Below are 25,726 nucleotides of genomic sequence, written 5' to 3' on the forward strand. Positions count from 1 at the left end.
TAATAATATAAGGTGGTTGGCTTTATTGAATGGTTAAGTGGTGAAATTAATATAATTAAATCCACACTAAAAATAATGTAATTAATTCATGTGGTTGTTACAGCTATCGAAAGGAGGGCTCTGAAACTACGCTCTATCGAGTTAATCCGCTGTTAAAGCCTAAAAATAATAAAACAAAACAAAACAAAAAAGCGAACCCATTTAGGTTCGCTTTAGGTATTGCTAGAAGATAATCAAATTAATGGGTTAGCCTCAAATCAATCAATTAATCGACGTAGTTATCAATGCTTGGGCAGCTACAAATTAAGTTGCGGTCGCCATAAACATTATCAACACGGTTTACGGTTGGCCAGTACTTCGACGCTTTGGTTTGCTTCGATGGGAAACAAGCCAGTTCGCGAGAGTATGGGCGGTCCCATGTGTCAGATGACAAATCAACTTGGGTGTGTGGCGCGTTCACAAGAGGGTTGTTCTCCAGTGGCCATACACCGTCTTTTACCTGAGTCATTTCTTTGCGAATCGCAATCATCGCTTCACAGAAACGGTCTAGCTCTTCCAAGTCTTCCGACTCAGTTGGCTCAACCATCAATGTACCTGCTACAGGGAAAGACATGGTTGGAGCGTGGAAGCCGTAGTCCATCAAGCGCTTAGCAATGTCTTCTTCACTGATGCCTGTTTCTTCTTTCAGCGGACGAATGTCAATGATGCACTCATGCGCAACGCGACCATTGGTTCCACGGTACAGAACAGGGTAGTGAGGTAACAGTGTTTCCATCACGTAGTTGGCGTTTAAGATAGCGACTTGCGTGGCTTCGGTAAGGCCTGGTTCACCCATCATGGCAATGTAGGCCCATGAGATTGGTAGAATAGATGCACTGCCTAAATCGGCGGCTGAAACGGCGTAATCTTCGCCTTCTACACCATTTTCAATGTGACCTGGCAAGAATGGAGCAAGGTGAGATTTAACACCGATAGGTCCCATACCTGGACCACCACCACCGTGAGGAATACAGAAGGTTTTGTGTAAGTTGAGGTGAGACACGTCAGAGCCAATAAAGCCCGGAGTCGTTAGACCAACTTGTGCGTTCATATTCGCACCGTCAAGGTAAACCTGACCGCCAGCCTCATGAACCATCTCACACACCTCTTTCACTTGCTCTTCGTACACGCCGTGTGTCGATGGGTAGGTGATCATGATGCTAGACAGGTTTTCGCGGTGTTTTTCGATTTTCGCGGCTAGGTCGACCATGTCGATGTTACCGGCGTCATCACATTTCACCACAACCACTTTCATTGAGACCATTGATGCCGTTGCAGGGTTAGTACCGTGTGCTGAGCTAGGGATCAGACAAACATTACGGTGACCTTCATTGCGGCTTTGGTGGTAGCGTTGAATCGCGATGAGACCCGCGTATTCACCAGACGCACCTGAGTTTGGTTGCAACGAGAAGTCATCATAACCGGTGATTTCACAAAGCTTTTCTTTAAGGTCTTGCGCGAGTGCCGTGTAGCCAGCCGCTTGTTCAAGTGGCGCAAACGGGTGAATGGAACCGAATTCAGGCCAAGTAACGGGAATCATTTCCGCCGCGGCGTTCAGCTTCATTGTACAGCTACCTAGTGGAATCATGCCGTGCGTCAGTGAGAAGTCTTTGTTCTCTAGCTGTTTCAGGTAGCGCATCATTTGTGTTTCACTGTGATGCGTATTGAATACTGGGTGACTCAGGTAGCGTGTGGTACGACGGCAGTTTTCAGGGATTGCCGCGAATTCGTTGCCAGCAATTTCTGTCGACAATTCGTCTACCGACTCTTCGATACCAAATACTGCGAACAGGGCATTGATGTCGTCGACGGTCGTCGTTTCATCAAAGCTCACGCCAAGTTTTGCATCGAGCTTACGCAGGTTCATATCTGCATTTTGAGCCGCAGTGAAGATCGCGTCAGTCTTGTCACCAGTATTGATAGTGATCGTATCGAAAAAGCTATTGTTTACAAGCTCAAAGCCAGACTTTGTCAGGCCAGCAGCAAGAATCGCTGTCATGTGGTGAGTACGACGGGCGATGGTTTTTAGGCCTTCTTCACCGTGGTAAACCGCATAGAATGACGCCATGTTGGCAAGGAGCGCTTGCGCGGTACAGATGTTAGACGTCGCTTTTTCGCGGCGAATATGTTGTTCACGGGTTTGCATGGCCATACGAAGAGCTTGGTTGCCGTTGGTATCGATAGACACCCCGATAACACGACCCGGCATCGTACGCTTATGCTTGTCTTTGGTTGCCATGAATGCTGCGTGCGGACCGCCGTAACCCATTGGTACGCCAAAGCGTTGAGCCGAGCCGATCACAACGTCTGCGCCCATTTCACCTGCCGGTTTTAGAAGCGTTGATGCAAGTAAGTCAGTGGCAACGGTGACCAGTGTCTTGTTGGCCTGTGCGCTGGCGATGATGTCAGTGAGATCATGAACCTCACCGGTTGTGCCTGGGTATTGTACGAGTGCGCCGAAGACGTCTTGCTCTGGCAAAGATTCCAGCGTACCAACCACGACGTTAAAGCCAATAAACTCTGCACGAGTTTTGACGACTTCAATGGTTTGTGGGTGAACATCGTCAGCAACAAAAAACGTTTTGCTTTTGCTTTTTCCTGCGCGTTTACACAGCGTCATGGCTTCTGCTGCTGCCGTTGCTTCATCGAGTAGAGAAGCGTTGGCAATCTCCATACCCGTCAGGTCCATGACCATTTGTTGGTAGTTAAGCAGGGCTTCTAGGCGACCTTGAGAAATTTCTGGCTGGTATGGCGTATAAGCCGTGTACCAACCTGGGTTCTCAAAAACATTTCGCAGAATTACGTTTGGTGTGAAGGTGTTGTAGTAACCTTGACCGATAAATGTACGTTTGATTTGGTTCAGATTCGCGAACTTTTTCATCTCAACTAACATGTCCGATTCGCTCATTGGCGCGGCCAGTGTCATTGGTTGTTCTAGGCGGATCTGTGCTGGTACGGTTTCGTTGATCAACGCATCAAGGTTTTGAACATTGATGGCATCCAGCATTTTTTGTTGGTCAGATTTATTCGGACCGTTGTGACGAGTAACAAACTCGTTTTGTGTACTTAGCGTGTTAAGTAATTCAGTCATGGTTCCTTTACCTTCTCAAAGATCTTCTGCGAGACCCTTAAAAAACAAGCTGCCCAAGATTGGGCAGCTTTAATTCGTGCTTGGCTTATTCGTCTTCGATAGACGCAAGATAGTCTTCAGCGCTCTTTAGATTGTCTAGTTCAGATTCGTCTGACATCTTCACTTTTACAATCCAGCCACCGTCATAAGATTCTTCGTTAATAAGCTCTGGGCTGTCTTCAAGCTCTTCGTTGATTTCAACGATCTCACCAGTCACTGGCGCGTAGATATCTGACGCAGCTTTTACAGACTCAACAAGAGAGAATGTTTCGCCTGCTTCTACTTCGTCTTCGACTTCTGGTAAGTCAACAAATACCACATCGCCCAGCATTTCTTGAGCGTGCTCTGAAATTCCGATAGTCACGGTGCCGTCACCGTTATCACGTACCCACTCATGGCTGTCAGAAAACTTCAAAGTGTTATCCATTGCTGTATCTCCAAATATTTTAAGGATGTTTATTCTTTATTGGTACAGTGGGAAGCGAGCACATAGGGCTTTCACTTCTTTCTTGATGCGTTGCTCAACGTCTGGGTTGCCCTCAGGGGATTCAACCAAGCCATCCAGAACGTCACCAATCCACTCACCGATGAGTTTAAATTCTTCAGTTCCGAAACCACGAGTGGTTCCAGCCGGTGTTCCTAAACGAATACCAGATGTAATCATAGGCTTTTCGGTATCGAATGGGATGCCATTTTTATTACAGGTAATGCCAGCACGCTCAAGCGCTTCTTCTGCTTTGTTGCCTTTAAGGCCTTTTGGTCTTAGGTCAACCAGCATCAGGTGAGTGTCGGTGCCGCCCGTTACGATGTCGCAACCGCGAGTTTGCAATACTTCAGCAAGAACTTTTGCGTTCGCGATCACTGAATCAATATAAGTACTGAATTGAGGACCAAGCGCCTCACCAAATGCCACTGCTTTTGCGGCAATCACATGCATCAACGGACCGCCTTGCAAGCCAGGGAAGACCGCAGAGTTGATTTTTTTAATGATGTCTTCGTGGTTGGTCAAGATCATGCCGCCACGAGGTCCGCGCAAGGTTTTGTGCGTTGTTGTTGTCACGACGTGGGCGTGTGGAAGTGGACTTGGGTGTGCACCTGTTGCGATAAGACCGGCAATGTGCGCCATATCGACCATCAAGATCGCGTCGATTTCGTCGGCAATAGCACGGAATTTAGCAAAATCAATCGTACGAGGAATAGCAGAGCCACCTGCGATGATCATTTTTGGCTTGTGTTCGATAGCCAGTTCACGAACGGCATCGTAATCAATCTCGAGTGTGGTTTTGTCTACGCCATATTGAACGGCGTTAAACCATTTGCCCGATAGAGCAGGGCGCGCACCGTGAGTTAGGTGGCCACCCGCGTCAAGTGACATGCCCATAATGGTGTCACCTGGTTGAAGCAGTGCGAGTTTTACCGCGCCGTTGGCTTGTGCGCCGGAATGAGACTGAACGTTAGCGTAATCGCACTTAAACAGTGTTTTTGCCCGTTCAATAGCAATGGCTTCCACCGTATCAACGTGCTCACAGCCGCCATAGTAACGGCGGTTAGGGTAGCCCTCTGCGTATTTATTCGTGAGGCAGGTACCTTGAGCTTGCATGACCGCTTTTGAGACGATGTTTTCTGAAGCGATAAGCTCAATTTGTTCGTTTTGACGAGTAAATTCAGCTTGGATGCCGGTAAAGACGGCGTCATCAGTTGCAGAAAGATTGGTTGAGAAGAAGTTTTCTAAGCTGTGGTTTTGGTAGCTTTTTAGGTACTGAGCAGTCATGGCAGTTTACCTTCCGTTGTTTATTCATATGACGGTTATTCAATATGACTTGTCGTCTATGCGGTTTAATCCCGCTGTTTTATATATTGAATAAGCGGTGTCGTTGTACTGCGTGAACAAAAAAGTAATGCTCAAAAATGCAGCGTGAATAGGCTCTAATTAGTAGAACTAAAATCATCCAGAAACCGACATTGGCTGCCTCGTTCCTGATTGCGTCAACGCATCTCTTCATCTAACAAGTCGGTAACATACCCTGCGCGAAGCAAACAATCAATCAAAAATTTCCTATAGGAAACACAGTTTCCAGTTTTGCTAGCTAGAGCACGCTTTATTTTTGACCATGGGCTTTAATGGATAACCTGCTTCATGCAACAATGTGGACAGTTTAAAGGAAGCCATTATTTCGAGGGAAGTATGTCTGAAGACATCTATGATGAATACCCATCTTTGACGCTAGCAAAAGACGCGGCAGATGAGCACATTGAACCGCTTAAACTTGGTCAGCGCCTCAAAGATATTCGAGCAAAAATGGGCTTAACGTTAGAAGAAGCCAGCCAACGTACGGGCCTCGCACGTTCGACACTCAGTAAGATAGAAAACGAGCAAATATCTCCCACTTTTCAGGCGATGCAAAAATTAGCCACTGGATTGCAAATTGATATGCCACAACTGTTTGAACCGCCAAAGAAAAAGGTGGCGACGGGTCGACGAGACCTGACGAAGCAAGGCGAGGGGAAACCACACCCAACGCCAACTTATGAGCATGAATTGTTGGCGACGCAGCTTTCAAATAAAAAAATGATGCCATTTAAGAGTACGGTGAGAGCACGTTCATTTGAAGAATATAATGACTGGGTTCGCCATGATGGAGAAGAGTTTTTACTGATTATTTCGGGTGCAGTACGGTTTTTTTCTGAGTTCTACGAACCGGTAGAAATGACCGCTGGTGATAGCGTTTATTATGATGCAAACATGGGACATATGTTGATATCCGTCAGTGAGGCAGATGCACATATTCTATGGGTTACGGCCAAATAACAACCAAACGGCAATGTTTATTATAATGAATGCAAACGTTTGCTTTTGTGGCGAAAAGCGAAGAAATCGCAATGAATGGGCTTTAAAAGGTCCAACATTGCTCGCTTTTGTGTGAGCTTTGCTTGTGAAAAATATGTTAAATGTCACAGTTGTGGCAGTTCAAATCTTGTTAATGATGAAAAATTGGCGCATTCTTGTTTATTATAGGAAACAAGATTTCTGATTGGGTGAACGCTTAAATATTCCTCACTTCAATGGTGAGGGGTGAAATATTACCCAACCTAATAATTATCTTTCAGTGCTTGCTGGCATTGAAAATAAAGATGACGTGAAAGATTAATAGAGGCTGGATTCAGCTTACGGAGAATAAAATGGCTCAAGAACAAGTGACTCAAGATCTACTCGCTACCCCTTTGCACGCCCTTCATGTCGAAGTCGGCGCTAAAATGGTGCCATTCGCTGGCTATGATATGCCGGTTCAATACCCATTAGGCGTTAAAAAAGAGCATTTGCATTGTCGTGATGCGGCGGGTTTATTTGATGTGTCACACATGGGGCAGCTACGCCTCCATGGCGAAAATGCAGCAAAGGTTCTTGAATCACTGGTTCCCGTTGATATCGTCGATTTACCTGTTGGTAAGCAGCGCTATGCGTTCTTTACCAACGACCAAGGTGGCATTATGGATGATTTGATGGTGGCTAACCTTGGCGATCATCTCTTTGTTGTGGTGAACGCTGCTTGTAAAGACCAAGATATTACTCATCTTGAAGCGCACCTAACCGATGGTGTGGAGATGGAAGTGATTCAAGACCGAGCACTGCTTGCCATTCAAGGCCCTAAAGCGGCACAGGTTCTCGCTCGTTTTGCACCAGAAGTCGCCGATATGTTGTTTATGGATGTGAGAAACATCAGCTTACTGGGCGCGGATTGCATTGTGTCACGTAGTGGTTATACCGGTGAAGACGGTTATGAGATTTCTGTCCCTGCTGAACACGCCGAGGCGTTGGCGCGTAAGCTGACATCTGAAGACGAAGTGGAATGGATTGGCCTGGGTGCTCGCGATTCATTACGACTTGAGTGTGGGCTGTGTCTATATGGTCATGACCTAGACACGACGACGACGCCGGTAGAAGCCAGTCTGTTGTGGGGCATTCAAAAAGTTCGCCGCTTGGATGGTGAACGTGCTGGTGGTTTCCCTGGCGCTGATATTATCCTTGAGCAAATTACCACAAAAGCGGTTGACCGTAAGCGCGTTGGTCTAGTTGGCCAAACTAAAGCGCCAGTGCGTGAAGGTGCGGTGTTGTTTGATGCTGATGATAACGAAATCGGTGTCGTGACAAGTGGTACTGCAGGTCCAACTGCAGGTAAACCAGTGTCGATGGGTTACGTAAGAACAGAATTCACCCCGTTGGGAACAGAAGTCTTTGCCGAAGTTCGTGGTAAAAAGCTGGCAATGACTATTGAGAAAATGCCATTTGTTCCTCAGCGTTACTATCGCGGGTAGACGCCAGTGTCTAGGGAGTACTACTCCTCGTCGTGACTCATGGATCGAAAATACAAAAACACCACGTTACAGTGGTGTTTTTTTGTGTTTAGCTATAAATGACCGGTACATTGGAGAGTTCGTATTATTAATGAGACTTATTAGCATTAATGGTGCGACTCTGTTGCATACAAAGGATTTGAGTGATATTAACAAGACCGGAATCTAAATCTAATACGATGATGTACAAGGAGTCACTATCTCGTGTCGTTTTTATTAACTAAACCATCGCTAACCTCTCTTCTCTTTACCGCGCTAGCATTTAACGCTGTTGCCGGAGATACCGTCAGCCCTGTCGTGGATATTTCACCGTATATTGTCAATGGCAGTAATGCCAACGTCAGCGATTATCCCTCGTTTGTAAGCTTGTTCTATGATGCCATTGAGTACAATAATTTATATTCAACCTCTCCTTATTGCGGTGGCACGCTGCTCAACGAGCAATACGTACTGACCGCCGCCCATTGTATCTACAATAATGATGATGCTCAGCTGTTGACCATGGTTGTGCCTGGTTTACAAAATGAAAGTGACTATCTTTCTGCTCAAAAACAACGAGTGGTTGAAATCTATCATCCTTCGAATTACGACAACCGAATCTCGCAGCTTTTGGCGAATGATATCGCGATATTAAAGCTCGAATCGGCAATCAGTGTGGGCACAGCCATCGTACAGCCTCTTACTCAGAGCTACCGGAGTACTCAAAGCGTATTTACGACGGTCGGTCATGGCGATACCCGTTCTTATTATAATGCCTATGACAGACTACAAAAGGTGAACCTGACTTGGGTTGATAATGCGACGTGTGCCGGGGCGTTTTCTGATGGTAGTCAACTCACCGATAAGCAAGTGTGTTTCACTGGAGATTACAGTGCGGTGACTGACTTACTGGCAGGGACGTGTCAGGGCGATTCTGGCGGACCTATCTATTGGGATAATAATGGTGTGCAAACGCAGGTTGGTATTACGAGTTTCGGTCCTGTACCTTGTGGTGATACGAACCGCGATGTGACGGCTGTCTTTACTGAAATCGCCGATTATTCTGATTGGATTACTCGCGTGTTGAACGGACAAGAGACACCCAATTACACATCAACCGATAGTGCGAGAAAGGAATACTTGATTGGGCAAGGCTACACTATCAATGCTGCTTCAAGTGGAAGTAGTTCGTCCGGCAGTTCAGGCGGGGGAGCATTATCATGGATTGGATTGATGCTTCTCTCTGTGTTTGGCTGGCAGCGACGTGGTCGCCGCTAATATGGTTGAACGGGCTTGTTTGACGTCGTTCATCCGCTTTATCAATGCTCGACCAATACTTTATTAATACAGTGTCGCGATAGTGAAGGGAGACCATTACTATCGCGATGTTGATCTGAGCCCGTGAACCTTTTCTCTCTTGAGAAATCGACCTTGACCATTCACCTTTAAAGCATTAAGGAACGAAACAGTAGCTAACGAAGCTTAAGTTCATAACGTATTAGCTCATAAGGCATTAGCTCATAAGGCATTAGCTCGTGAGTCATTCTCAAAAATGATAATCGACCTCGTGTTTTGTATAAATCAACGAAAAACACCTTTCTAAACGGTAGTCATTATTTTTCTTTCTATACTGTTAATGTGAGCATCACAAAATCCAGTTTTTGTGATGGACGTCATTTTATAGAGAGGAGCTTCAAATGACATGGATGTTAGCAAAGCCGACTCGCCCTGATCATTTTCTACTATTGCTCGCTTCACTTCTGTTCGGTTCGATGCCGGTTTATTCCAGCGATATTGATATCGCTCCTGCAATCGTTAATGGTGAAAATGCAAATGCCGCAGATTACCCGTCTTTTGTCGGCCTCTATATTGACTCAAGTGAATATGACGGCCGGTATTCAGGTGGTGCCTATTGTGGAGGGACGTTACTTGATACGGAGCATGTGTTGACGGCGGCCCATTGCATCGAAGGCGATCTAGCCGCTGGTTTATTTACCACAGTATTAACGATGTTAGACAATGAAAACGACTTCCGAAACGCGGATAAAAGACGAGTAGTTGAGGTATACATTCATCCTAGTTTTTCCAACAATATCACGGCACTGCTACCTAATGACGTTGCCGTCCTCAAATTAGAAACATCAACCTCGTCAGGCGATGCTGCGACGTTAGCGTCGTCTGAGTCATATCGTGTGACATCAGAAACGTTCACCGCCGTTGGGCATGGAAATATTCGTTCAAACGTTGAAGGCACTGCTATTTTACAGCGTGCGAATTTAGTTTACGTGAGCAACGCCGTTTGTCGAGCTAACTTTAGAAATGGTGGCAACCTAACCGATAAACAGGTCTGTTTTTCAGGCGCGTTAAGCTCATCGACAGGTCTGAAAGCCGGTACCTGCCAAGGCGATTCAGGTGGCCCGATATATTGGGACAATAATGGTACTCAAACACAGGTCGGCATTACTAGCTTTGGTCCAGCAACGTGCGGAGATGCCAGTTCTGCGGTGACGGCCGCGTACACCGAGGTGAGTGATTACCGTGCTTGGATAAAAAGTGTGCAGGATGGTCTTGAATCGCCTCGTTATCAATCCGATGACCAAGCAAGGCGAGATTATATCGCCCAAAATGGGCGGGTGGTGTATACCGGTGGGACGTTCGCGTCTGGCGGGGATTCTGGTGGAGGCGGCTTCTTGGGTTCAATATGGCTAATTATACTGATTGGGTTAACTATTGTTCGGAGTGATATAAAGTTGATGTGTAATAAGATGGTCAATATAAGGCTATGGTAGTTTTTGCTTAAATTTTAAAGTGAAATATAAGCATTACTATGAAGAAAATTGCGGTTTTAGCATTGTCTACGCTAGCATTAGTTGGTTGCGATGAATCTACGGACTCGAATGCTGTAACGACAAATTGCATCGCACAGAAACACACACCTTCGGATCCAAATTTGCCAAGTCCGAATAAAGAGTGGTTCGATATTTACCAAACATCTTCGGCTATGCCGGCACAAAGTGTGGTTGTGCCGTCTCAATATTGTTATTCCCAGTCTGGTTATTCAACGCCTACGGTCACTTTTGAAGTGTCAAATGCCGATGTATTCTCGTTAAGATATGATAGTGGAACCAATAATAATGGTGAGTCTCACCAAATAATCTCAAGTGACCCAGGTAACGAACAAGATGACCTGGTCTATGATGTGAAATACAAAGGAAGTGATGCGCCTGGAGTCTCATCGATACAATTGAGTACGGAGATCTCAGGCGGCTATTTTTATAGTGTTTACGAAACGATAGGTGATACGACTAGTAAGATTTTTGAAACATCGGAAATCGAGGATATCAAAACTAACTATCCATACTTAGTCACAAACATCGGCGTGCTCAATACTAAAGAAATTAGTCAATTAAAGCATGATTATTTAGATTTTTAGTTTTTACGCCGAGTATAAAGTCGAGCCTGAGTGCTCGGCTTTTTTGTGGGTGAAAGCTTAATAACACTTTTTTGCAGCATCAGGGTATTGGGGTAGGTAATGAGATTGCCACTGTCATGTCGGATCAGAACGTGAAACATGGTGATGTCTTGAATCACACCTGAAATGTCTTCATCTTTGTCGACGACTTTAATTCGTTCACCGATTCGATAGGGAAAAACAAAAAAGATTAAAAAGCTTGCGGTTATATTACTCAGCATGGACCATTGGGCCACCAAGGCAACGCCAAGTACCGCGAAAACGGAAGAGAAGAACAACGATAAATCGCCATAGCCGATACCGATGGTGACAGAGAACACGGCGACAAATATAAACGTGATAGCAATCCTAAAGGTACGAAGAATAAAGCTGGTGCGAGCGACCGAGACCTGTTTCGCTTGCGCGAGTTTATTGATCCAGCGAGTCGCAACCTTGCCAACGAGGTAATAGAGTGTCAAGAGTCCCAACGCAAGCAGCGCTTTAACGGCAAGCGCGTGGGGCAATTGAGAGATGAGTTGGCTAATGTGTTCCATACGATCTATTCATGGTAAAGGCTAAATTACTCTAAGTTTACTATGAATTGGCCGATTTCATATGCATTGACCGTTTTAATATGAGCTTACGTCGTTAATATAGGCATAACAGCTAATGGCTTCAATACAGGCTAACGGCGTTAATATAAGTCTATCCGCTTAACACCAGTGGATGGAAACAGACAAAATCTTGTAGGATGAAAAAAGCGCTGCATACGCAGCGCTTAGAGTAGTAAACATAACGACAGTGTCTTGTTATGTTCGAAAGGTTTGGGTTAAGCGGTCGCGACACTCGTATTTTCAGCGCGACGCTTTAAGAACGCGTAGGTGAAGCCTGTCACTGCGGTACCTGCTGCAATAGCGACAAGGTACATTAACACTGGAGAAATCGCACCTGGAATCAAGAGCACAAATAGCCCGCCGTGTGGTGCCATTAATTTAGCGCCGACCAACATAGAAAGTGCTCCAGTCAAAGCGCCACCAAGCATACAAGATGGAATCACACGCATTGGATCTTTTGCCGCGAATGGAATAGCACCTTCAGAGATAAAGCACATACCAAGCACGAACGATGCTTTACCGGCTTCACGCTCACCCGCTTCAAATTTATCTTTAGCAAGGAATGTCGCCAGACCCATACCCAATGCTGGTACCATACCAGCGGCCATAATCGCCGCCATTGGGGCGTAGGTTTGAGAAGCAAGCAGTCCCACACCAAATGTATAAGCCGCTTTGTTGACTGGACCGCCAAGGTCGAAACACATCATGCAACCTAGAATCACACCAAGTAATACGGCGTTCGCACTGCCCATGTTGTTTAGGAACTCTGTCATTGCAGACATGATGCCAGCAACAGGGCCGCCCACGATGTAGACCATCACCAGACCAGTAAATAAGCTGGCAACAAATGGAATGATTAATATCGGTTTAAGTGCTTCCATTGATTGTGGTAACTGCACTTTATCGGCAATGAATTTAGCGGAATAACCGGCAAGGAAACCCGCCACAATACCACCTAAGAACCCAGCGCCCGTTGAGCTTGCTAACATACCGCCAATAAGACCCGGAGCAAGACCTGGACGATCAGCAATTGAGAAAGCAATAAAGCCAGCCAAAACAGGAATCATCAGGGCAAACGCACTGCCACCACCGATGGTCATAAGTGCTGCGGCTAAGGTGCCTTCCTCTTTAAATGCTTCGATACCAAATACGAAAGAAAGCGCAATGATCAAACCACCCGCAACCACGACAGGAAGCATGTGGGAAACACCCGTCATAAGGTGTTTGTAGACGCCTTTTTTCTCTTCCGTTGCCGCTGGCTTGTTTCCACCAGCATTGACGTATGGGGTGCCCTCAGCGAAGGCTTTATTGATCTCTTGTTCGGTTTTCTTGAGTGCAAGACTGGTGCTTGTCTTGTACATTTTCTTTCCGCTAAAGCGCTCTAGTGGTACTTCAATATCGGCAGCAATGATGACAATGTCTGCGTTGGCAATATCTTCGTCAGTTAACTGATTTTTTGCGCCAACTGAGCCGCGAGTTTCAACCTTGATGTGGTGACCAAGGCGTTTTGCATGAGTCTCTAATGCTTCAGCTGCCATGAAGGTATGCGCAACGCCAGTCGGGCACGCGGTAATGGCAACAATGTTCTTAACGGCTGCGTCTTTGCTGTCTTCAGTGCTTGCATTGTCGTGCAATGAGATCGCTTGAGCGTTTTCTGTCGTGAGCACCTGCGCACTTTCAATCGCATGAGTCAAAAACGCTTTTGGGTCACTTGTACATTGTGAAATGTTTGCTTGGTAAACACGTTTGCCCACAAAACGTTGAGTATCGACAGGAGTATTTGTGGCAATCACAATGACGTCAGAGTCGTTCACTTGCGCTTCAGTCAGCACTTTCGTATCCATCACAGTGGAATGACACTCTGTGTTAGCGTCATGGCCCAGTGATTTTGCCGCTTGATCAAGTAATCCGGCTGCGATGATGCTGTTTGCTACCCCGCTAGGGCAAGCAGTAATAATTGAAATTTTCATAGATTCGACCTTTAGTTCCATTTGTCGCGTTAATTCAGAATTGTAAAACTGATGGTTAACGGCTCAGCTCTTGTGACTGTACTTGTTTTTGTAGGGATATAACCTCTTCTTTGCTAGGTACACCCACCCCAATTTGGGATACTGCCAAGGCAGAGAGTGCGGTAGCAAAGGAGAGCAATTCTTGTTTTGGCATGAGTTGCATGTGGCCCCAACAAAGCCCGGCAACTAAGGTATCGCCAGCACCAACGGTACTCACAACACGCATCTTAGGTGGCTTGGCTTGTAGCCAGCAATTATCGTGTAGCCACAATACGCCCTCAGCGCCCATTGATACCACGATATTGCTGATGCCTTTGTCTGACAGCGTTTCAGCGGCTTCCAAACATTGTTCTTGGGTGGAAAGCTCACGGCCAACAAATTGCGACAGCTCTTCATCATTAGGTTTGATTAGCCAAGGCTGAGAATCCAAGCCCTGTGCTAATGCCTCACGGCTACTGTCGAATAGGACGCGTTTGCCATTTTTCTGCAATGTCTCAATCCATTTCGCGCATTGTTCAGCGCTAATACCTCGAGGTAAGCTACCTGCAAAGACAAAATAGTCATGCGTTTGCATCAAGGTGTTCAGCGTCGTATTGAACTGTGAAATCGCTTCTTGATCGACTTCAACGCCAGGGAAGTTGATATCGCTGACATCACCTTTGGTTTCAACAAGCTTAACGTTAATGCGTGTTGATCCCGCCACTCGGATAAATTCGTCTTTTGCGCCAAGTTCATCAAAAAGTTGGCAGAAAAGCTCTTGATTGTCGGTGCCCAAAAATCCGGTTACCGTCACGTCTGCGCCTAAGTCACTCAATACTTTGGCTACATTGACCCCTTTACCTGCCGCGTGCAAAGAGCCTTTGTTGACTAAACTAACGGAGCCCTTGTTTAACGTCTCGAGACTGCCGGTTAAATCCAAAGCAGGGTTTAAGGTAATCGTCACGACTTTTATCGTTGGCGCGAGCAGAGCGGCGTGGTTAGTATCGACTTGAATGCTCATGTTCGCTCCTTATCCTTCACCAAGGCCAGCAGTAATGGCGTTGCCTATTGCTTCCAGAGCTTGCTCTACATCCGTCCCTTCAGCAGTAAATTGCAATTCATGGCCATGTTTTACGCCAAGAGCAATGACTTTCATTAAGCTTTTAGCATTGACCGTTTTGCCATCACCGTTCAGATTCGAGACTTGGATAGCCGATTCGAATTTTTTCGCTTCAGCAACCAGCATGGCACCTGGTCGTGCGTGCAACCCGTGTGCATTTTTTATTTTGAATACTGCGACGTTGCCACTTGGTACATCGTTACTTGGCAGTGCTTCACCCGTAAAAAACGCCAGTAGCTGTTCGGTATTAAGAGATAACAGCTTGTCTTGCTCTTGTTTGAAGACAACATCGGTGACCTTGTTAAGCATCGATTCGTGAGCATTATTGCAGGCCGCAAAAGCGATCAGCGCTTGAACTGGGGTACCATCAAGTTCGCATTGGTTGATGGTAGAAACGAACGCCATGCCAGTGCGAGTGACAGCTTTGCCACTGCTGACAAGCCACAAGCCTTTGCCAAGGTGAGTGGGCGATTTAGTGACAAGGTCTGCGACAAATTCCGCTCCAGCGCCGCCGGTATTTTTCAATAGACCACCTGCAACCGCCGCCATTTGCAGCATGTCGCTGGCAGGGAAGTTCAGCTGGATAAGAGAGGCGTCAAAATCGGCTTCAAATTGCACATCACCGTTAAGCAGCGCAATGATTTCCTTCTCAGTGGTGGCTTGTTTTAGTTTTTGTTGCACGTCATCCGCTGATAACACTTTTGTTAGTTGCTTTAAAATACCTAAGTGTTCATCGGACTTAGCCGCGATACCAATCGCAACGTACGCGATGTTACCGTTGCCCCAGTCGACACCATTTGGAAAGTGGTGTACGGCAACGCCAGTGGACTTAACGAGGTCGCGAGTATCAGTCGTGCCATGAGGAATCGCGATACCATTACCAAGAAATGTTGAGTTTTGAGCCTCACGGTTCAACATGCCTTCGACGTAACCATCTTGCACTAATCCTTTGCTGGTTAAGTCGCTAGCAATGGCCTTGATGGCATTCAATTTGTTGTCAGATGACTGGTTCAGTTTGATGTTATTGCTGTCTAATTGAAGCATGTTTACTTACCTTACTTATTCTCGTTCGGAACCGATGTTGCTGTTAATGTGTCGAGCCAGACGAGTTCTGATGCTTGTTCTTCTCGTCGTTGGTTGCTGCTTAACAGTAACTGAATCGATTCAGCAAAATTTTAAAAAAAACTCAGCAAATTAATGCTTACAGTAGGTTAATTACCGCAATGGTTCACCGTTAGGGTTCCATCGTTATCATCGGCATAGACTCTATGACCGGTATAGACTCCACCACCGATATAGACACCATTACCGATTTAAAAATGGTTACCGATATAGATACTATTCCTCCAGTGCGTAGAGTATTTCTAGTCCAAATATAGGTTACTTTTCAAAACTGTGAACTTTGCTGAATCCTTTCAGCTTTAATACTGAACCGATTCAGCATATAATTCAACTTGTCAGTAAGGTTGGAATTCATTTATATGATCCATCGCACAGAAAGGATCGAGATATGACTTTAGATGAAATAGCAAAGATCGCCGGCGTATCAAAAACCACGGCCAGCTATGTAATCAATGGTAAAGCACAGAAGTACCGGATTTCTGAAAAAACACAAAAAAAGGTCATGGCGGTGGTTGAGCAGCATAATTACCGTCCTGATCACGCAGCGTCGTCATTGCGCGCAGGGCATAGCCGTTCATTTGGATTGATCATCCCCGATTTAGAAAACTCGAGTTACGCGCGTATTGCTAAGTTGCTTGAGCAAAACTCTAGGAAAGCAGGGTTTCAGATCTTAATTGGGTGTTCAGATGACGATCCAGAAACAGAGAAACTGGTTGCCGAGGCTCTCATATCAAGGCGTATTGACGCCTTATTTGTAGCAAGTTCCATTACTCAAGCCAGTAATTACTACCTGCCTATTCAGCAGCGAGGCACGCCTGTTATCGCGATTGACCGTTCGTTAGATGATGAACATTTTAGTTGCGTCATTAGTGAAGACTTCGGCGCGGCGTTTGATTTAACCTCCTCAGTGTTAAATCAGTCAACGAACAGCATTGGCCTGATCGGTGCTCTACCAACGCTAAATGTTTCAAGGGAGCGTCAGCTTGGTTTTGAATCGGCGGCGAAGCAAGCAGCAGTGCCATTAATGGTGGCATACGGCGAGCACTTTAATCGCGAAGAAGGTAAACGATTAATGGAAGAATGGTTGAACGCCGATCAACTGCCGGACTCCATTGTGACCATGTCTTATACCTTGTTAGAAGGGGTCTTGGATGTTTTCTTAGAGCGACCAGAATTGGCGAATAAGGTAAAGTTAGCAACGTTTGGTGATAATCGTTTGTTGGACTTTTTGCCCTTTAAAATTAATTCATCACCGCAACAGTTTGATTTGATTTGTGATAGCGCGATGGAGCTTGCCTTGAATGCCGCCGCGAAACGGTACAATCCCGGGGTAGAATTGATACCAAGAACGATGACAATTCGTCGAACGACTCATTCGTCTTAGCGTGAATAAAGCCAGATATACCAACTGTTAGAAGGCAAACCATCGAAAGCAGAGTGCCATCCTTTCTCTGGTAATAAAAATAAAGGCTATTTTACTTGAAGAAGTAAATAGCCTTTACCTATTGGAAATGACGCTGGAGATTACTGCTGAGCGCAGTTAATGTCACCAAGAGCAGTACAGATCTGTTTTTCGTGCTCCGCTTCCGCTTCCATTTTGTTGCCAATCTCTTGGTTGTTACGATTATCGTTTGGTGCGGCACATCCCGCTAAAATCGCTGCTAATCCTACTGCACATACCACTGCGAGCTTAGAATACATTGCAAACTCCTTGTTAATTTTGTTTACATAAACTTATCATTTTTATTCAGAGTGTTATAGACATTAATCGTATACACGGACTGAATGTTCAAAAATTAACTTGGTATTCAGGTTTATGTGACAATGTTAGGGCTCTCCGGGTCTCTTCGTGTCCTATAAATCTCGGATTAACCCGATGGAATTATGCCTAAGCGGTTTTTTAATATTCAATGTCTTCATTAATTAACGGCTAGTATCAAATTCTAACGTTAATTTTTACCTAAATACCCAAAATTCGTTATGTTGTTATCCATTAATGCTTAATAAGGTAAAAAAAGACATGTCCGTTCAAAAAGCTACGATTTACGATGTCGCTAAAACAGCCGGAGTCTCTGCAAGCACCGTGTCTCGATACCTGAATCGAACCTCCTTTATTGCCAAAGATAAAGTCGATGCAATTGAACTGGCAATTTTTGAGACCGGGTTTAAGCATAAGTCACGCAAAGCGGAACCAGAGACGAAACGTAACATGACGATAGGTGTCATTGCCCCGTCGTTTGACACGCCTTACGTGAGTCGTATTTTGTTTGGCATGGATGAAAAAATGCACAATCACAGCTACAACATCGTCATTGAAACCACGAACTGGGAGGTTGACCGAGAACGAGACGAGTTAAAGGACTTAATGCGTCGTCAGGTCGATGGCGTGATTATCATCGGTGGTGAACTACCTGAACGTGATATTGCGACAATTATGGGGAAAACACCGACGTTATTAATGTGTCGCAGTGGTAGTGGCCAGCTACCCATGATTAATGTCGACAATGAGATCGGGGCTTACCTCGCAACGAATCATTTATTGCAATTGGGTCATACCAAGATCTTCCATGCGATGGGGGCGAGGGGAAATATAGAAACGGAACAAAGGTTGGCAGGCTTTAAGAGAGCAATGAATGCTGCGGGCTTGCCATGTGGAGAGGCAACTTGGATTTCCGGCAATTTTGAACCTCATGAGGCATGCCAGAATACACTCGATAAAATCGAATCGGGGTCGTCGTTTACTGCTGTTTTTGCGGCCAATGATCTGTCGGCATTTGGTGTGATCCAAGCATTACACCGTAAGGGCTACCGAGTCCCTGAAGATGTGTCTGTGATTGGTTTTGACGATTTGCCCATCGGTGAGTTCTTTATTCCTCGATTGTCGACCATGCGACAACCTTTTGCTCAAATGGGAGAAATCGCCATTCGGTATATGCTCGATTTGATCAGTGGCAATACGCCACGCTACGAGGTTCCACCAGTATCTATTGTTGTACGGGACAGTACGAAAAGTGTCGTATTTTAGCGAACATCGTCAATATTTGTGCTTAATATGACGTTATGTGTGTCGTTCACTAAAATAAAATAATAAGTTTCATGGCAACCCATTGTTTTTATTAATTTTAAATTGTTATTCTCTTCTTTGTTTCACAATGAATAGAGGGAGTGTGGTTTGTTTCTGAGTTTTGCTACGTAATCGGAGCACGGCAAGCGCCGTGTGACCTAGCGCACGAATACGAGGTGCGTTCGCTTATATTATCGCAGCAAGATTTGAGCCCAACACCTGTCACCCTCTACCGCCTCTGCGAGAGAACGTGTTGGCACCTTGCATGATAAACCCCAGGATATTTCAGATGACGACAACACTCCCTTATTTTTCTGATTGGCCTCGTATTGATTCGGCCATCAAAGTAGATCCAGCGATTGAAAAAGAAGTCGCTCGCATTGTTGCTCTTATGACAGTGGAAGAAAAGTTAGGACAGATGATTCAGCCTGATCTTCGAGGCGTAACACCGGAAGAAGCGAAACGCTATAAGTTAGGCTCCATTTTAAATGGTGGCGGTGCTTGGCCGAACGAAAATAAGCGGTCACTGGCGCAAGATTGGGCAGACAAGGCCGATGAATTTTGGCACGCGACGGAGGAAGCCTACGCAGAGCGTCCCTTTAGAATTCCATTTATGTGGGCCACCGATGCTGTTCATGGCCATAACAATGTCTACAGTGCAACGGTCTTCCCACATAATATTGGACTCGGTGCAGCACGCGATCCTGAACTGATTCGCCGTATCGGGAAGATCACGGCACTGGAAGTCGCGGCGACAGGATTGGACTGGACGTTTGCACCAACGGTTGCCACACCACGAGATCTGCGGTGGGGACGAGTGTATGAAGGGTATTCAGAAGACCCAGAGATTACCTATGCTTATGCGTCACAGATGGTGATAGGCCTACAAGGCGACCAGCACGAGCTTAAAAGTGAATACAAAGTGATTTCCAATGTGAAACACTGGGTGGGTGATGGCGGCACACTGACAGGTGTGGATCGTGGCGTCAATGCGTATTCGGAAGACCTGTTACGAAACATTCATGCAATGGGCTATTTTAGTGGCTTGGAAGCGGGCGCTCAGGTGGTCATGTCGTCATTTAATACCTGGGAAAATCCAGCAAACTACGATCATGATGTGACGGTCGGAGACCAGTACAACTACAAGATTCACGGCAGTAAATACCTGTTAAACGATGTGCTCAAAGATAAGATGGGTTTTGACGGACTGATCGTGACCGATTGGCATGGCCACGCAGAAATTAATAAATGCACGGACGGTAATGCGACGTATGCGATTAACGCTGGCAACGATATTCTAATGGTGCCGGTCCACGAGCACTGGATAGAGGTCTATCGCACGGCGTTGGCTGATATCAATTCGGGCGTTATCCCAATGACCCGCATCGATGACGCAGTCACGAGAATATTAAGAGTTAAGATGCGAGCAGGGCTATGGACAAAACCGGCACCCACGCAGCGCATACTCGCAGGCAACCAAAATATTCTCGGTGCGTATCCGCATCGAGAAGTAGCACGAGAAGCCGTTCGTAAGTCACTAGTATTATTGAAAAATAAAGACCAAATTCTGCCACTTGCCAAAGGACAAAAAGTGTTGGTAACGGGCAGTGCAGCCGATGATCTTCAAAAGCAATCAGGCGGCTGGAACCTGACCTGGCAGGGGGATGAAAATACGTTAGAAGACTTTCCGGGTGCGACAACATTAAAAATGGCTTTGGTAGAAGAGTTGGGTGAAGATAATGTCAGGTTTGATCCGACGTTGGAGCAAGCGGTTCAGCCGGGAGATATCGCTATCGTCGTTATTGGCGAGGATCCATATTCTGAGATGATGGGTGACATTAAAGCTTGGCAGTCGTTGGAATTTGGTCAGTTAAAACGTAGTTACCGAGCAGATGTTGACAAGATTCATCGCCTACACGCCCTTGGTGCGAAGATCATTACGGTTTTTTATAGTGGTCGTCCCTTGTACGTCAATAAGGAAATTGCGTTATCGGATGCATTTGTTGCCGCGTGGCTACCGGGTAGTGAGGGTGAAGGCATTACCGATGTTTTAGTGGGTGATAAAGATGGCAATGCTCGTTATGACTTCCAAGGCAAGCTTTCGTACAGTTGGCCAAATAAAAAAATGAGTGCGACTGTGAGTCGTATCCCAACGCATATTCCAAACTATCAAGTCTCTGATTTTGAGCAAGATCCAACGGGTGAACATGCACCATTATTTGAATATGGTTATGGCCTGAATTATCAACATTCAGTGCAGACGCGCGATCTTGATAACCTTGAACTTGATGAAGGCGATAGTGCTGGTGAAGGGAAAGGGAATCAGGCACTAGAACTCTATGGTGTGCGATCGACCATTGGAGACTTTCAACTTCGCGTTGCAGATGCTCACCAAAATGAGGGAACGGAAGTCTCACGTAACAACCCAATGTCATTTGAGTCGATTGATACCAAGCCATATAACTATCAGCAGCAACAAGACGCGGTTGCCCTTAGTTTTAAAGGCGGGCTCGCAGCGGCGTTTGTTCAAACCAGTGACGGTGGTGTCGAGGACTTTAGTGGCTATGCTGTCGATGGTGGCAGCGTGAGCTTTGAAGCGAAAGTGACGGAATTACCACAAGGTGCGGTGTATGTTGCGCTGCAAAAATGGACAAGTAACGGTTTTTATCAAGAGGCGATTAGAATAGATGTCTCTGAACAACTTCAACGCTTAAATGAATTTGTCACGGTGAGCATTCCAAGTGAATACTTTACAAGGAAAAACGTTGATTTAGCCAATTTGGATACGCCATTTATGCTGGTGACAGAAAGCAAATTGTCGATGGTGTTGGCCAACGTTCGTTGGTGTCATCAATCTTAGAATGAATCATTGCTCCGTGTAACAATAAGGGCGGCGTGATTAGACGAAAAAGGGGGAAACTGGCGAGCAGTTTCCCCCTTTTTAATTTGTTAAATCAATAAATTAATAAAAAGTGGGATAGTATTCCCTAGGATGTGAGAGGCTTTGAGGCGAACACGTACAAGAGTTCCAACGCAATCGTTGCGCCCGCTAATGCAGTAAGATCGCTCTGATCGTAAGGAGGAGACACCTCCACAACGTCCATGCCGACGACATTGATGCCTGCCAAGCCACGAAGTATTTTCATCACTTTGTCTGAGTTCAAGCCACCACATACCGGTGTACCTGTACCTGGTGCAAAGGCAGGGTCCAAACAGTCGATATCAAATGTGATATAGACAGGTTTATCGCCGGTGATCGCCTTAATCTGCGCGACAATGGCTTCTGCACTCATATCATTAGCCTGCATAGCATTGATGACATTAAAACCATGCTCGTCGTAGTCATATTCCGTACGGATACCGATCTGAACCGAATGCTTAGCAGAGATCAATCCTTCCTTTGGCGCATGATAAAACATCGTGCCATGGTCGTAACTGCTGCCGTTTGCATACGTATCAGTATGAGCGTCAAAGTGAACCAATGCCATCTCACCGTGATGCTTGGCATAAGCACGCAGAATAGGGAGCGTGATGAAGTGATCGCCTCCAAGCGCGAGCATGGTTTTGCCTGCTTTTAAGATCTCGCTCGTTGCTGCCTCTAATCGGTACGTAAAGTCTTCGGCGTCGCCACAATCAAAGACAAGATCACCAGAATCAATGACGTTGAGCTTGTCGAAGGCGTTAAAAGTCCACGGAAATTTTTTACCTTCCCATGCCAAATTAACAGAAGCGCGGCGAATCGCATCGGGCCCCAAGCGAGCGCCGGGACGACCAGAGGTCGCCATGTCCAGCGGTACGCCAAGCACGACGACATCGGCGTCGGTTCCTATTGGATTTCTCACATAAGGGCGACGCATGAATGTCATGGCGTTTGAATACAGAGAATAATCAGTTTTCGTAAACAAATCATTCATTTATAAGTCCTCTAGGTAGGTATAGCCCGTTAAGCCATACTCTAACTCTTCTAAAATAAGGGCTTGTTCGTCGCGATCAATATGGCGCTCAACAAGCTCTCGATAATTACTACGGATCGCATCGACATCAATGTGAACGTAACGCATCATGTCCTCGACGGTGTCACCAAGGTCAATCGTAGCGAAATCAATGTCACCGCTGTCGGTTATATTGACCACCGCACTGTGGGTATCGCCGAACAAGTTATGCATGTCACCAAGAATTTCTTGATACGCACCGACCAAGAAAAAGCCCATTAGATATGGCTGGTCCTTGTCCCATGCGGGCACGGGTAACGTCGATTCGATGCCTTGACCATCCACATATTGTTCAATCGTCCCATCAGAATCGCACGTGATATCGAGCATGATGGCACGTGTTTGTTCTTCTCTGTCGAGCCCAGAAAGGGGCAGAACAGGGAAGACCTGATCAATCCCCCAAGCGTCTGGTAACGACTGGAACAATGAAAAGTTCACAAAAAACTTATCAGCAAGCCGTTCATTCAACTCGTCTAGGATCGGGCGATGGAAACGATTTTTGTTGTCCATTTGTTGGTGGAGTTCGCCATAGATACTCAAGCTGAGTTGCTCTACCCAAGCACGTTGATGTAGATCGACAACACCCGTTGCAAACAGAGCTTGTGCTTCGAGCAGGTCACTTTGCGTATCATTGTAAATCTCAATTAAGGCTCGCGCGTCGGTACCCGACTTCAAGTTCTGCCAGTTGTGCCACATGTTTTGTAGCAAAATAGGCGAGTCGTTGCTTGGTGCTTGCGCTTGCTCAGTCGTATAGCTTTCCGTTCCGATGACGTTCGTAATCAACACCGCATGATGCGCGGTTAACGAGCGACCTGACTCTGAAATAATGACCGGTGCAGCTTCGTCGTATAGTGCACAAACGTCGCCAATTGTGCTGACAATATTACGTGCGTACTCAGCAAGGCCATAATTCATTGAACTGCTGGATTGGCTACGTGTTCCGTCATAGTCCACAGCCAAACCACCTCCGACATCGAAGTAGGCAATCGGCACGGACATTTTTCGTAATTCACAGTAAAAACGAGCGGATTCGTTAACGCCATTACGTACGTCGCGAATGTTCGCCATTTGTGAACCTAGATGAAAATGCACCAGCTGCAGCATATCCAATTGGTCTTCACGCTTTAGACGCTCTACAACTTGCAATACTTGAGAAGCCGAAAGCCCAAATTTTGACTTGTCACCGCCGCTTGATTGCCATTTACCTGCGCCTTGTGAAGACAGTCGGATCCGTAAACCAATACGTGGCTTTACGTTCAAGCTGCGCGCTTCTCTTAAAACGGTATCAAGCTCTGATAACTTCTCCAATACGATGAAGACTTTGTGGCCGAGCTTCTCACCGATTAGCGCTAACCGAATGTATTCACGGTCTTTGTAACCATTACAAACTATCACTGAGCTAGCACGCTGCGCCATCGCAAGTACAGCAAGCAGTTCAGGTTTGCTGCCTGCTTCAAGCCCGAGCTGTTTTGTTTCTGCTTCTGCTTGGCTTGCTAGAATCTGTTCAACCACGTCTTTTTGTTGATTCACCTTAATTGGGTAAACCAGTAAGTAATCATTGTCGTAACCATAGTCATTGATGGCTTGGTTGAAAGCGTCGCAGATGCCATGCACGCGTTGGTGGATGATCTGTGGAAAGCGAACCAATGCCGGCAATGTCAGCCCTTTGTCTTCTAAAGCCTTAGCAATGCGAGTCAACGGTACAGGGTGCTGAGCGTCTTGACGTGGTGAGACATAAACATCGCCATCATCGTTGATGCCAAAGAAGTTTTGGCTCCAGTGTTGAACGTTGTAGTTGGCACGAACATGGTCAAGTTTTGAAGTGTTAGTCACGGCTTGTTTACCTAAGCAATAGGTTTTACTAATCTTTCTCGATTGGATAATGAATATTAGCGTTAACCCGAAAAATTAAACCCCGTGATTGTCTTCCTTGATGGTCACGAAACACCTCTTGAAGGGCTAAGTTGTGGAGTAAACGCCCTCAAGAGTCGCACGCATTAACGGATAAAACGGCGCCTGAGTCTAATGAAAGATTTTTGTCGATACGATAACCGTTTATTGTTGTTAAAAGAGGGGTCTATGTAGTTGATTTTACGTGGCTTGATGGGGAGGATAATGTTCAAGATAGACTAAGACCAAAGACCAAAATATGTTGGGGGTAAAAAGGCCAATGGTTGGGTAATATTAATGTTTAGCCAAGTCGTTAGGCTGTTATCCTAGTGGAAATGATGGTCTCCTAAAGCGTAAGGCTTACTTAAAATAGAGACGAATTGCCCCAGAATAGATTCACGATTCGCTGATGAAGATCCCCTTTTTCAAGGGGATGATGGCTAGTTTTTATTTATGGGAGCCGTCACATGCCGGAATTTATTCTGTGCGGATGAAAACCGAACTGGCACGTTTGTGGACATAAAGCTCTCAGCTTATTGCTCTTCTACTCATCCCAATTAGGCCGTCATCCTCGTGCAAACGAGGATCTTCATCAGCATGTGACTCACTTAAATAGAAATGAATAACACACGAATAGGTTCACAACGCGCTGACGAAGATCCCCTTTTTCAAGGGGATGACGGTTAGTTTTTATTTGTAGAGGCGGTCACATGCCGGGATTTATTCGACGCTGATGAAAACTGAACTAGCACGTCTCTGGACAGAAACCATTTAGAGTTTAAATTCTATAAAGGCTGTTGAGGTAAGCTTTCTTAATGTGAAACTACTGAGAGTAGAATAGTAACAACATTAAATTGAATAACCTCATAGACTTACTATATAATTAAAGAGCTCTTTAGCTTAGGACGAATTCGTCTAGTCGGGTGTTTAGCCAGACTCTAATTTATTGAACGGTTTTATGGTTGCGATAGGTTCGCAACCTGA

The 25,726-nt window shown here is 45.8% G+C and carries 18 protein-coding genes and 1 pseudogene; 8 read left to right on the forward strand and 11 right to left on the reverse strand.

Features of this window, described 5'->3' with window-relative positions; genetic code table 11:
• Nucleotides 1–265: 265 nt before the first annotated feature.
• The 3 genes from gcvP to AB4405_RS12620 form a co-directional block, all read right to left on the reverse strand.
• On the reverse strand, nt 266–3,130 hold the full coding sequence (gcvP, locus tag AB4405_RS12610; protein ID WP_372061103.1) for an aminomethyl-transferring glycine dehydrogenase: 2,865 nt from the start codon (nt 3,128–3,130) through the stop codon (nt 266–268).
• An 85-nt stretch (nt 3,131–3,215) separates the two neighbouring features.
• On the reverse strand, nt 3,216–3,596 hold the full coding sequence (gene gcvH, locus AB4405_RS12615; protein ID WP_372061105.1) for a glycine cleavage system protein GcvH: 381 nt from the start codon (nt 3,594–3,596) through the stop codon (nt 3,216–3,218).
• 36 nt (nt 3,597–3,632) lie between these two features.
• Nucleotides 3,633–4,940, reverse strand: coding sequence for a serine hydroxymethyltransferase (locus AB4405_RS12620; protein ID WP_372061106.1), 1,308 nt, complete (start codon nt 4,938–4,940; stop codon nt 3,633–3,635).
• 414 nt (nt 4,941–5,354) lie between these two features.
• Here AB4405_RS12620 and AB4405_RS12625 point away from each other — a divergent pair, with 414 nt between their 5' ends.
• The 5 genes from AB4405_RS12625 (at nt 5,355) to AB4405_RS12645 (ending at nt 10,934) form a co-directional block, all read left to right on the forward strand.
• Entirely contained in the window at nt 5,355–5,978 is a 624-nt protein-coding gene (locus tag AB4405_RS12625) for a helix-turn-helix domain-containing protein (RefSeq protein ID WP_102532702.1), read from the forward strand.
• Nucleotides 5,979–6,349: 371 nt separating this feature from the next.
• Nucleotides 6,350–7,483, forward strand: coding sequence for a glycine cleavage system aminomethyltransferase GcvT (gene gcvT, locus AB4405_RS12630; RefSeq protein ID WP_372061107.1), 1,134 nt, complete (start codon nt 6,350–6,352; stop codon nt 7,481–7,483).
• Between the two features lie 243 nt (nt 7,484–7,726).
• Nucleotides 7,727–8,779 carry a trypsin-like serine protease gene (locus AB4405_RS12635; protein WP_372061108.1) on the forward strand — a complete coding sequence of 351 codons (1,053 nt, stop codon included), beginning with the start codon at nt 7,727–7,729 and terminating at the stop codon, nt 8,777–8,779.
• 419 nt (nt 8,780–9,198) lie between these two features.
• Nucleotides 9,199–10,290 (forward strand): trypsin-like serine protease, encoded by a 1,092-nt coding sequence (locus AB4405_RS12640; RefSeq protein ID WP_372061109.1) that lies wholly within the window; start codon nt 9,199–9,201, stop codon nt 10,288–10,290.
• Nucleotides 10,291–10,328: 38 nt separating this feature from the next.
• Complete coding sequence (locus AB4405_RS12645; RefSeq protein WP_372061111.1) at nt 10,329–10,934, forward strand: hypothetical protein; 606 nt, start codon at nt 10,329–10,331, stop codon at nt 10,932–10,934.
• Here the strand turns inward: AB4405_RS12645 and AB4405_RS12650 are convergent.
• The 5 genes and pseudogenes from AB4405_RS12650 to fruB form a co-directional block, all read right to left on the reverse strand.
• A complete protein-coding gene (locus tag AB4405_RS12650) occupies nt 10,931–11,506 on the reverse strand; it encodes a mechanosensitive ion channel domain-containing protein (RefSeq protein WP_102532697.1) in 576 nt (191 codons plus the stop codon). The genes AB4405_RS12645 and AB4405_RS12650 overlap by 4 nt on opposite strands.
• Before the next feature lie 275 nt (nt 11,507–11,781).
• Nucleotides 11,782–13,260, reverse strand: a complete 1,479-nt coding sequence (gene fruA / locus AB4405_RS12655; protein ID WP_372061314.1) for a PTS fructose transporter subunit IIBC — start codon at nt 13,258–13,260, stop codon at nt 11,782–11,784.
• Nucleotides 13,248–13,536: pseudogene (locus tag AB4405_RS12660) on the reverse strand (PTS fructose transporter subunit IIB); the annotation flags it as partial. The gene fruA and the pseudogene AB4405_RS12660, both read right to left, overlap by 13 nt.
• A 55-nt stretch (nt 13,537–13,591) precedes the next feature.
• Nucleotides 13,592–14,575, reverse strand: a complete 984-nt coding sequence (gene pfkB, locus AB4405_RS12665) for a 1-phosphofructokinase (RefSeq protein ID WP_372061112.1) — start codon at nt 14,573–14,575, stop codon at nt 13,592–13,594.
• Between the two features lie 9 nt (nt 14,576–14,584).
• Complete coding sequence (fruB, locus tag AB4405_RS12670) at nt 14,585–15,718, reverse strand: fused PTS fructose transporter subunit IIA/HPr protein (protein ID WP_372061113.1); 1,134 nt, start codon at nt 15,716–15,718, stop codon at nt 14,585–14,587.
• 466 nt (nt 15,719–16,184) lie between these two features.
• Here fruB and cra point away from each other — a divergent pair, with 466 nt between their 5' ends.
• Nucleotides 16,185–17,180: a catabolite repressor/activator gene (gene cra, locus AB4405_RS12675; protein WP_372061114.1), complete on the forward strand. Its 996-nt coding sequence runs from the start codon at nt 16,185–16,187 to the stop codon at nt 17,178–17,180.
• 140 nt (nt 17,181–17,320) lie between these two features.
• On the opposite strand, the gene AB4405_RS12680 is transcribed toward cra, so the two are convergent.
• Complete coding sequence (locus tag AB4405_RS12680; RefSeq protein ID WP_372061115.1) at nt 17,321–17,497, reverse strand: hypothetical protein; 177 nt, start codon at nt 17,495–17,497, stop codon at nt 17,321–17,323.
• Nucleotides 17,498–17,816: 319 nt separating this feature from the next.
• Here AB4405_RS12680 and AB4405_RS12685 point away from each other — a divergent pair, with 319 nt between their 5' ends.
• Both AB4405_RS12685 and AB4405_RS12690 read left to right on the forward strand, forming a co-directional pair.
• Nucleotides 17,817–18,821 (forward strand): LacI family DNA-binding transcriptional regulator, encoded by a 1,005-nt coding sequence (locus AB4405_RS12685; RefSeq protein WP_372061117.1) that lies wholly within the window; start codon nt 17,817–17,819, stop codon nt 18,819–18,821.
• A gap of 304 nt (nt 18,822–19,125) precedes the next feature.
• Nucleotides 19,126–21,720 carry a glycoside hydrolase family 3 N-terminal domain-containing protein gene (locus tag AB4405_RS12690; protein ID WP_372061118.1) on the forward strand — a complete coding sequence of 865 codons (2,595 nt, stop codon included), beginning with the start codon at nt 19,126–19,128 and terminating at the stop codon, nt 21,718–21,720.
• Between the two features lie 127 nt (nt 21,721–21,847).
• On the opposite strand, the gene speB is transcribed toward AB4405_RS12690, so the two are convergent.
• Complete coding sequence (gene speB, locus AB4405_RS12695) at nt 21,848–22,774, reverse strand: agmatinase (RefSeq protein WP_372061120.1); 927 nt, start codon at nt 22,772–22,774, stop codon at nt 21,848–21,850.
• The gene (speA, locus tag AB4405_RS12700) at nt 22,775–24,685 is read right to left on the reverse strand and encodes an arginine decarboxylase (RefSeq protein ID WP_372061121.1); all 1,911 of its coding nucleotides are present in this window, start codon (nt 24,683–24,685) and stop codon (nt 22,775–22,777) included.
• Nucleotides 24,686–25,726: the final 1,041 nt, after the last annotated feature.

Source organism: Vibrio sp. 10N.261.51.F12, from assembly GCF_041471725.1.
Taxonomy (GTDB): Bacteria; Pseudomonadota; Gammaproteobacteria; order Enterobacterales; family Vibrionaceae; genus Vibrio.

What these genes read in the sequence shown, in the direction of transcription:
- speB (WP_372061120.1), bottom strand. Translation starts at nt 22,774, where the DNA reads ATGAATGATTTGTTTACGAAAACTGATTATTCTCTGTATTCAAACGCC.
- gcvH (WP_372061105.1), bottom strand. Translation starts at nt 3,596, where the DNA reads ATGGATAACACTTTGAAGTTTTCTGACAGCCATGAGTGGGTACGTGAT.
- AB4405_RS12640 (WP_372061109.1), top strand. Translation starts at nt 9,199, where the DNA reads ATGACATGGATGTTAGCAAAGCCGACTCGCCCTGATCATTTTCTACTA.
- AB4405_RS12685 (WP_372061117.1), top strand. Translation starts at nt 17,817, where the DNA reads ATGTCCGTTCAAAAAGCTACGATTTACGATGTCGCTAAAACAGCCGGA.
- gcvT (WP_372061107.1), top strand. Translation starts at nt 6,350, where the DNA reads ATGGCTCAAGAACAAGTGACTCAAGATCTACTCGCTACCCCTTTGCAC.
- gcvP (WP_372061103.1), bottom strand. Translation starts at nt 3,130, where the DNA reads ATGACTGAATTACTTAACACGCTAAGTACACAAAACGAGTTTGTTACT.
- AB4405_RS12690 (WP_372061118.1), top strand. Translation starts at nt 19,126, where the DNA reads ATGATAAACCCCAGGATATTTCAGATGACGACAACACTCCCTTATTTT.
- AB4405_RS12620 (WP_372061106.1), bottom strand. Translation starts at nt 4,940, where the DNA reads ATGACTGCTCAGTACCTAAAAAGCTACCAAAACCACAGCTTAGAAAAC.
- pfkB (WP_372061112.1), bottom strand. Translation starts at nt 14,575, where the DNA reads ATGAGCATTCAAGTCGATACTAACCACGCCGCTCTGCTCGCGCCAACG.
- fruB (WP_372061113.1), bottom strand. Translation starts at nt 15,718, where the DNA reads ATGCTTCAATTAGACAGCAATAACATCAAACTGAACCAGTCATCTGAC.
- AB4405_RS12625 (WP_102532702.1), top strand. Translation starts at nt 5,355, where the DNA reads ATGTCTGAAGACATCTATGATGAATACCCATCTTTGACGCTAGCAAAA.
- cra (WP_372061114.1), top strand. Translation starts at nt 16,185, where the DNA reads ATGACTTTAGATGAAATAGCAAAGATCGCCGGCGTATCAAAAACCACG.
- AB4405_RS12645 (WP_372061111.1), top strand. Translation starts at nt 10,329, where the DNA reads ATGAAGAAAATTGCGGTTTTAGCATTGTCTACGCTAGCATTAGTTGGT.
- AB4405_RS12680 (WP_372061115.1), bottom strand. Translation starts at nt 17,497, where the DNA reads ATGTATTCTAAGCTCGCAGTGGTATGTGCAGTAGGATTAGCAGCGATT.
- AB4405_RS12650 (WP_102532697.1), bottom strand. Translation starts at nt 11,506, where the DNA reads ATGGAACACATTAGCCAACTCATCTCTCAATTGCCCCACGCGCTTGCC.